Origin of the sequence: Streptococcus intestinihominis, from assembly GCF_046824975.1 — a bacterium.
Lineage (GTDB): Bacteria > Bacillota > Bacilli > Lactobacillales > Streptococcaceae > Streptococcus.
Map to the genome: position 1 here is coordinate 19562 of NZ_JBKQBL010000005.1, position 8026 is coordinate 27587.

7 protein-coding genes are annotated in these 8026 nt (G+C 41.9%); 2 read left to right on the forward strand and 5 right to left on the reverse strand.

The features are described from left to right. Positions 1-47: 47 nt before the first annotated feature. On the reverse strand, positions 48-1955 hold the full coding sequence (locus tag ACLOR3_RS08250) for a DUF2207 family protein (RefSeq protein ID WP_411400867.1): 1908 nt from the start codon (positions 1953-1955) through the stop codon (positions 48-50). A gap of 120 nt (positions 1956-2075) precedes the next feature. Between ACLOR3_RS08250 and ACLOR3_RS08255 the strand changes: the two genes are divergently transcribed. Both ACLOR3_RS08255 and ACLOR3_RS08260 read left to right on the forward strand, forming a co-directional pair. Beyond that, positions 2076-3638 (forward strand): ABC transporter substrate-binding protein/permease, encoded by a 1563-nt coding sequence (locus tag ACLOR3_RS08255; protein ID WP_411400865.1) that lies wholly within the window; start codon positions 2076-2078, stop codon positions 3636-3638. Continuing rightward, the gene (locus ACLOR3_RS08260) at positions 3638-4378 is read left to right on the forward strand and encodes an amino acid ABC transporter ATP-binding protein (protein ID WP_009732258.1); all 741 of its coding nucleotides are present in this window, start codon (positions 3638-3640) and stop codon (positions 4376-4378) included. Before ACLOR3_RS08255 ends, ACLOR3_RS08260 begins: the two co-directional genes overlap by 1 nt. Before the next feature lie 195 nt (positions 4379-4573). Here the strand turns inward: ACLOR3_RS08260 and ACLOR3_RS08265 are convergent, their stop codons facing one another. From ACLOR3_RS08265 to ilvC, 4 genes are all read right to left on the reverse strand, one after another. Then, positions 4574-4789 (reverse strand): capsule biosynthesis transcriptional regulator, encoded by a 216-nt coding sequence (locus ACLOR3_RS08265; RefSeq protein WP_006594972.1) that lies wholly within the window; start codon positions 4787-4789, stop codon positions 4574-4576. A 109-nt stretch (positions 4790-4898) separates the two neighbouring features. Next, a complete protein-coding gene (locus ACLOR3_RS08270; protein ID WP_048788758.1) occupies positions 4899-5786 on the reverse strand; it encodes an SPFH domain-containing protein in 888 nt (295 codons plus the stop codon). A 59-nt stretch (positions 5787-5845) separates the two neighbouring features. Further along, complete coding sequence (gene ilvA / locus ACLOR3_RS08275; RefSeq protein WP_048691460.1) at positions 5846-7096, reverse strand: threonine ammonia-lyase IlvA; 1251 nt, start codon at positions 7094-7096, stop codon at positions 5846-5848. 215 nt (positions 7097-7311) lie between these two features. After that, positions 7312-8026, reverse strand: a 715-nt coding sequence (ilvC, locus tag ACLOR3_RS08280; RefSeq protein ID WP_412037139.1) for a ketol-acid reductoisomerase, incomplete at its 5' end; no start/stop codon positions are given.

An 8026-nucleotide genomic window follows, 5' to 3' on the forward strand; every position in this document is an offset into this window, starting at 1 on the left:
CTATGAAATTGTAAACACAAGATTGGCTAGACGGCACATTTGTCACTCTAAAAAGCACCGAAGCCACCGCCTCCACCGCCTCCAGAGAAACCACCCCCAGAACTACCGCCTGAAGATACTGTAAAATGACTAGCGGTTGTAGCGGTCGTTCCATAATTAGATAAGAGACGGCTGGAATGGATTAGATTACTACGAAACGGAGTGTAGACATAGGCATCCATACTTGGGTTCTCTAAGTGGATTTGACGAAGCTTCATCACTTTGCTTACTTGATCTGCAAAACCAAACAGAGTAGCATAGACTAATAAGCGATTCCATAAAACCAGCGATTGAATTTCTGCTTCTTCCAAATGAGCGATATCCCGCAACATATTACGGAAGCTATCCCAATAATAGCGTTGCTCAGCTCCGAGCTCTGTTGGGACCCCATCCCGTTGATAGAGGATGAACTTCCCTTGGAAGGTTGCCGGAAGGATCCACATCACCAACACATACATCACGCAAAAGATAGAGAGCCAGTTTAAGACAAAATAAGCTACTAAACCAGCTACCAAGGCAATGCTCCATGCAGCCCATCCAAAGAAGAGACTTTTACGTCCTGCACTTTCCTCCCCAGCCTCTAAGGGACGATAATAAGAAGGAAGGGTAAATGTTTGGATCTTCTGCTGAACAGCTTGAGAGACACGAGAAATCGCTGCATCAATCCGATTTTGCGCTTGTTTTCCTCGCTCACGAATCTCATCTTGATCTTTCTTAGAGGCATATTTATAGAGAGAATCTGAAATTTCATAATCTGAAAACAAGTCATCTGTTCTACAATATTTTTGAGAACCGAATGCAAGTCTAAGAAACTCTCGCTCAAATTCATCCAATGTATCTTCATTTTGAATCGTTAAAACTGTATGAGTGTCGTATTGCTCACAGATGATATTTTTTCGATCAATCAAATCAAGTAAGGTAGCTTGCACCAACTGATCAAATTTAAAGGCGCCCCGAGCATGTTTTTTGGTTGGAGAAATCTCATCTAGCTCTGTAGAGTATACAATCGAGGCCATTAGTAGAGGCGCAACGTCATTTGGAATCTCATACAAGCGGCTATTTTTTGGGAAAACTCTGGTAGAAGTCACAGATTGCATGAATCGATGACGATAATAAATAGCAAGAAGAAGGATGAACAGAATAAGGATTGGGAGTAGGACCTTCATAAATAGGCGAATCCAGGTCCGTTTTTGAACAATTCCTGCTTCCGTCCGATGATAGTTGGACTCCTCCATCAAGCCTGTATCGCGATAGGATTCCCCAAAGGAAGCTACATCCGATTTCCGCCAGTAAGCATAAATTTCAACACCTTCTTTTCGTTTCAGATTCTCTAGAGTAGCCTTATAGTTTGCTTCTTCTTTCTGAACAGTTGCCTCAGCCCCCATATAAGCCGTATGGATATTCAGTTCCGATTTCGAGGCAGCTGTAGCAAATTTCGGGATAACCTGTAACTCTACTTTTTTGACCTCTTGATCCCCATCACTGATTGGTTTCCAGTTCAATAATAGGATATCTTGGTGAACATAGAGCAGGTTTTTTAAGCGCCAGGTAACCTTTATCTTGACAGTATCCCCTGCACTTCCACCGTTATAAATCTTTACCTGATAACCATCGCCTAAATTATGAACTTCTGGTTCTTGCGACAAGGTTCTACCTTCCACTTCCACCAAAGGAGGAATTACTATTTCAAAACCTTGAGGCATTTTACCAGCACTTCCTAAGGTGACATATTGACCATTATAGGAAGTTGTAAAATGATAGACCAATTCTTCCTCATAGGTAGCATCATCCCAAGTTTCCAAGGTAAGAGTCCCCCGATAAGACTGAACCTCATAGGAAGGACCATCCGCTTTTACAAAACCTGTTATAAATAGACAGGCCATCACTGCCAATAGAACATACAGAATTTTTTTCATTTCCCCTATACTCCTTTGGTTTATTATAGCATTTTTTCATGAAAAGGTTATCAGGTTTGAAAAGTAGACCAATTTCCTGTACAATAAGATGATACTATTTATAAAGGAAGAGGAGACTACATGAAAAAAACAATTTATGCTCTCTTTACCGGACTACTTTTGTGTCTGGGAATGAGCCATATTGTCAAAGCAGATGAGTATCTCCGGATTGGAATGGAGGCTGCGTATGCTCCTTTCAACTGGACTCAAGAAGATGATTCAAATGGAGCCGTAAAGATTGATGGCACCAACCAATATGCCAACGGGTACGATGTTCAAATCGCCAAAAAAGTTGCTGAGGGACTAGGTAAAAAAACTCTGATCGTAAAAACATCTTGGAACGGACTAATTCCAGCCCTCACTTCTGGGAAAATCGATATGATCATCGCCGGGATGAGTCCTACTGCTGAGCGCAAAAAAGAGGTTGCCTTTTCTAATAGCTACTATACTAGTGAGCCAGTCATGCTAGTTCGCAAAGATGGAAACTATGCGAATGCCACTAGTTTAGATGACTTTAAGGATGCCAAGGTCACCTCTCAACAAGGGGTCTACCTCTACTCGCTCATCTCCCAACTCAAGGGTGCAAAACAAGAAACTGCAATGGGAGACTTTGCTCAAATGCGCCAAGCTTTAGAATCTGGTGTTATCGATGCCTATGTTTCTGAGCGTCCAGAAGCCTTGACAGCTGAGTCCGCTAATTCAAAATTTAAGATGATCCAATTCAAAAAAGGATTTGAAGTTGGGGAAGAAGATGCGACCATCGCTATCGGGATGAAGAAGGGTGACGCTAGACTTGACCAAGTCAATGCGGCACTAGCTAATATTTCATCAGAAGACCAAGTCAAACTCATGGATGATATGATCAAGAAGCAACCAGCTTCCAGCGATGCTAGCGATGATGAGCAGACTTTCTTCAGCCAAATGATGAAGATTTTGAAAGATAATGGCCCACAGTTCTTACGCGGAACTGGTATGACTCTCCTCATCTCCATGACGGGAACCATCGCTGGGTTGATTATCGGTTTGTTAATCGGTGTCTTCCGGACTGCGCCTATGTCTAAGAACAAGGCCGTCGCTGCCTTGCAATCATTCTTTGGTTGGTTCCTCAATGTCTACATTGAGATCTTCCGTGGAACTCCGATGATCGTTCAATCCATGGTTATTTTCTACGGTTCGGCCCAAGCCTTCAATATTTCCTTGGATCGTACCTGGGCCGCCATCTTTATTGTTTCGATCAATACAGGGGCTTATATGAGTGAGATTGTTCGTGGAGGAATCTTGGCAGTGGATACTGGTCAGTTTGAAGCAGCGACTGCTCTAGGAATGACCCATGGACAAACCATGCGCAAGGTCGTCCTTCCTCAGGTCGTTCGGAATATCTTGCCAGCGACAGGGAATGAATTTGTCATCAACATCAAGGACACATCTGTCTTGAATGTTATCTCCGTGGTCGAACTTTACTTTACAGGAAATACGGTCGCAACTCAAAACTACCAATACTTCCCAACCTTTACGATTATTGCGGTTATTTACTTTATCCTGACTTTCACTATCACCCGTATCCTACGTTACATCGAACGTCGCTTAGATTCTGATACCTATACAACAGGTGCCAATCAAATGCAAGTCAAAGAGGTGAAATAATGGCAGAAAAAATACTTGAAATCAAACACTTAAAAAAATCCTACGGTCAAAACGAAGTTTTGAAGGACATCTCTCTTTCTGTTGAGAAGGGCGAAGTGATCTCTATCATTGGGAGCTCTGGTAGTGGGAAATCTACCTTCCTTCGCTCCATCAATCTCTTAGAAACACCGACTGATGGAGAAATCCTCTACCGGGGGCAAAACGTTCTTGATCCTGACTATGATCTCACCCACTATCGGGAAAAATTGGGCATGGTTTTCCAAAGCTTCAACCTATTTGAAAACTTAAATGTCTTAGAAAACACCATTGTCGCTCAGACAACTGTCCTAAAACGGGACAGAGAAACGGCTGAGAAGATTGCTAAAGCGAATTTAGAGAAAGTTGGTATGGGAGAACCTTATTGGGCTGCTCGTCCAAAACAACTTTCAGGAGGACAAAAACAACGGGTCGCTATCGCTCGGGCCCTCTCTATGGATCCGGATGCTATTCTCTTCGATGAGCCAACCTCTGCTCTGGACCCTGAAATGGTCGGAGAAGTTCTTAAAATTATGCAAGACTTAGCCAAAGAAGGCTTAACCATGATCGTGGTCACCCACGAAATGGAATTTGCACGAGACGTCTCAAGTCGTGTTATCTTTATGGACAAGGGGGTCATCGCTGAACAAGGTGATCCGAAAGAAATCTTTACCAATCCAAAAGAAGAACGAACGAAAGAATTCTTACAACGTTTCTTAAACTAAAACAAACTCCCTCACTGGAAATCCTTCCGATGAGGGAGTTTTTAAATACCATCAATTGAAAGCACGATTCCACACATAAACTTGTTGAAATCCTTTGATAGATATGAAGTAAGCTAGTGATACTTTCCTACGATATCCTGATTTATACTATATAAAAAGAAGGGAAGCTTTTTCCCTTCTTTTTTATATCTAAGTTTAATTTTCGAATTTTTGATGATTCTTATCATAAAAATCGATCAAGCCAAGCGCAGTTTCAAACGAAATGTTTTTCACTTTTGCACGACCTTGCGCAAGTGCAATGATAGACATTTCACGGGCGTTCGTTTCTTTACTGATACGATAGCCAGTGATCTTTTTATCACGTACCCAACCAACAACTGATTCCACTTTTTCGAAGTTCGATTTAGCCATGATTCTTCTCCTATATTATTATTTCCAATACTAATATAAAATTTTTTGCATATTTTGTCAACCATAATAGCTGAAAATACGAACAATTTTAAAAAAGTCAGATATTTTGTTATTTAGCTTTTAAAGCTGAGAGGATTTGGGTGCGAATGCTCTCTACGCCATCAGGATTAGCTGGTAAGAAGAGGGTATTGGTTCCTTGTTTTTCTGCAAAGTTATTCAAAGTATCCAAATATTGGTTGGTCAAAAGAATCGACATAATCTGTTCTTCTGTCAAATTCACATTGGTGTCTTTCAATTCCTTGATAGAATCTGCTAAACCATCTACAATGGCCTTCCGTTGCTCTGCAATCCCGACCCCGTGAAGGCGATCTTTTTCAGCTTCCGCTTCGGCTGCAGTAACAATCTTAATCTTGTCCGCTTCAGCCAATTCTTGAGCAGCCACACGTTTCCGTTGAGCAGCGTTGATCTCATTCATTGACTGCTTGACTTCAGCATCTGGTTCAACCTTGGTAATCAAGGTTTTTACAATGATATACCCGTAGGTTGACATTTCTTCAGCTACTTGTTTTTGAACCTCAAGGGCGATTTCATCCTTTTTCTCAAACAATTCATCCAAGGTCAACTTTGGAACAGATGAGCGCAGAGCATCTTCGATGTAAGATTTGATCTGAGCTTCTGGACGCATCAATTTGTAGTAAGCATCCGTTACATTGTTTTCATTTACACGGTATTGTGTCGCGACATTCATAGTAACGAATACGTTATCTTGTGTCTTAGTTTCGACCACAATCTCGCTTTGCAAGAGACGCAATTGCACACGCGCAGCAATTTTATCGATACCAAATGGTGCACGGACATGAATCCCACTATTGCTGATCTTTTGATAGCGTCCAAAACGCTCAATAATTGCAACAGATTGTTGTTTCACCACATAGAGTGAGCTAATGAATACAGTAGCTCCAACTACTAGAATAGCCAATAGAAAAATCCAAATCATTTCCTGATTCTCCTTTATATTTTATTACTTTTTTAAGTGACTCTTTGTTAAAGAAGCCATCATACCAACATGTTATAGAGGGTTTCATTTCCATTTAGGTTAATGAAAGAAGGGTCAAATTGTTCAATCCGATTGATCAGACCTGCATAGTCATGCTTATCTGCCAAAGCAACCCCAATCAAGACTGGGCCAGTCCCCTTACTTGCTCGTTTGATGTACTCAAACCGCGTGATATCGTCATTTGGTCCTAAGATATCATTTACAAATTCTCGAAGAGCTCCTGGACGTTGCGGGAAGTTGACGATGAAGTAGTGTTTAATACCATCATAGATCAAAGCTCGCTCTTCCATCTCTGGCATCCGGTTAATATCATTGTTCCCCCCAGAAATCACACAGCAAATGGTCTTCCCTTTGATATACTCTCTCAACACTTCTAAAGCCGCTACACTGGCAGCTCCAGCTGGTTCTGCAACCAAGCCTTGCTTAGAATAAAGATCAATCAAGGTCTCAGAGATCAAGCCTTCGTTGACGCCAATCAAGGTCTCAACATTTTTTTTCGTTGCCTCATAAGTCAACTGGCCTACCTTTTGAACAGCAATCCCATCCGCAAATTTATCAATCTGTTTGAGTTTTACCGGGCCTCCAGCTTCAAAGGCTGCCTTCATCGACCGAGCCCCATCTGCTTCGATCCCAATAACCTCGATTTCCGGCGCTTGTTCCTTGATATAGGTGGATACTCCGGCGATGAGGCCTCCCCCACCAACTGGTACTAACACCGCATCGAAGGCAATGGATTCTTTCTTAGCTTCCTCTAGAATTTCGTAGGCTACAGTTCCTTGACCTGCTTGGACATTGGCATCATCAAATGGATCAATGAAGGTACAGTTTTTAAGCTCGGTATATTCCTGCGCCGCCTTAGAAGAAGCATCAAAAGTATCTCCTACTAATTTAATGGTCACATACTCTCCACCAAAGAAACGAACCTGGCTAATCTTTTGCTGAGGTGTCGTAATCGGCATAAAGATGGTCGCTGGGATTTTCATTTCCCGGCAGGTGTAGGCAACTCCTTGAGCGTGATTGCCCGCCGAGGCACAGACTACTCCTCGCTCTCTCTCTTTCTCATTCAACTGAGAAATCGCGTAGTAGGCTCCACGAATCTTAAAGGAACGAACCCGCTGCGCATTTTCCTTCTTTAAGTAGATTTTCGCTCCATACTTTTCGGATAAATAATGATCATAATCTAAGGGAGTCTCAACAACCACGCCCTTTAAGACCTTGTGGGCTTTTATGATATCTTTCGATGTTATCATAGTCTTCCTCTTCTTCTCCTTATTTCATCTAATTATATCAAAAGACTGCAAAAATTTCAGCGTGTTTTCCAAATTTTCAGAAAAATCACCCAAAATGTTCGATATGGCACGTCTCTTCATACAGATTCTGCTAAATGGTTGAAAATACCTTCTAATCCATCTCTGCTATTGATGAAAAAGAAGTTGGGATTTCTCCCAACTTCACCATCACCTCATTAGTTATAGATTTTAAAGGCGTCGTCGTCATTTTTTCCAACGAATGGCATTGCTTTACGCAATTCAGCACCAACTTTTTCGATTTCAAGGTTAGCCGCTTGTTCACGGTAAGCAGTCAATTTTGGACGACCAGCTTTGTAGTCGTTCACAAAGTCGTTGGCGAATTTACCATTTTGGATATCCGCAAGAACGGCTTTCATGTTTTCTTTCACTTGCTCAGTGATGACACGTGGACCTGACACGTAGTCACCGTATTCAGCAGTGTTAGAGATTGATTGACGCATTTTCTTGAATCCACCTTCGTAGATCAAGTCAACGATAAGTTTCATTTCGTGAAGTACTTCAAAGTAAGCCAATTCTGGAGCGTATCCAGCTTCCGTCAAGACTTCAAAACCTGCTTCGATAAGGGCAGTCAAACCACCACAGAGAACGGCTTGTTCACCAAACAAATCTTCTTCAGTTTCTTCTTTGTATGTTGTTTCCAAAAGACCAACGCGGGCTGAACCAACACCTTTACACCAGTCCATGGCGATATCTTTAGCATTTCCTGTAGCATCTTGGTAGACAGCGTAAAGTGCAGGAACACCAAATCCTTCTTCATACGTACGGCGTACCAAGTGACCAGGTCCTTTAGGCGCACACATGAAGACATCAACATCTGCAGGAACTTTGATGAATTCGAAGTGGATGTTGAAACCATGTGCAAATCCAACA

Bases quoted from the DNA above. Each gene is read 5' to 3' on its own strand.
- ACLOR3_RS08250 (WP_411400867.1), bottom strand. From the start codon at position 1,955: ATGAAAAAAATTCTGTATGTTCTATTGGCAGTGATGGCCTGTCTATTT.
- ACLOR3_RS08255 (WP_411400865.1), top strand. From the start codon at position 2,076: ATGAAAAAAACAATTTATGCTCTCTTTACCGGACTACTTTTGTGTCTG.
- ACLOR3_RS08260 (WP_009732258.1), top strand. From the start codon at position 3,638: ATGGCAGAAAAAATACTTGAAATCAAACACTTAAAAAAATCCTACGGT.
- ACLOR3_RS08265 (WP_006594972.1), bottom strand. From the start codon at position 4,789: ATGGCTAAATCGAACTTCGAAAAAGTGGAATCAGTTGTTGGTTGGGTA.
- ACLOR3_RS08270 (WP_048788758.1), bottom strand. From the start codon at position 5,786: ATGATTTGGATTTTTCTATTGGCTATTCTAGTAGTTGGAGCTACTGTA.
- ilvA (WP_048691460.1), bottom strand. From the start codon at position 7,096: ATGATAACATCGAAAGATATCATAAAAGCCCACAAGGTCTTAAAGGGC.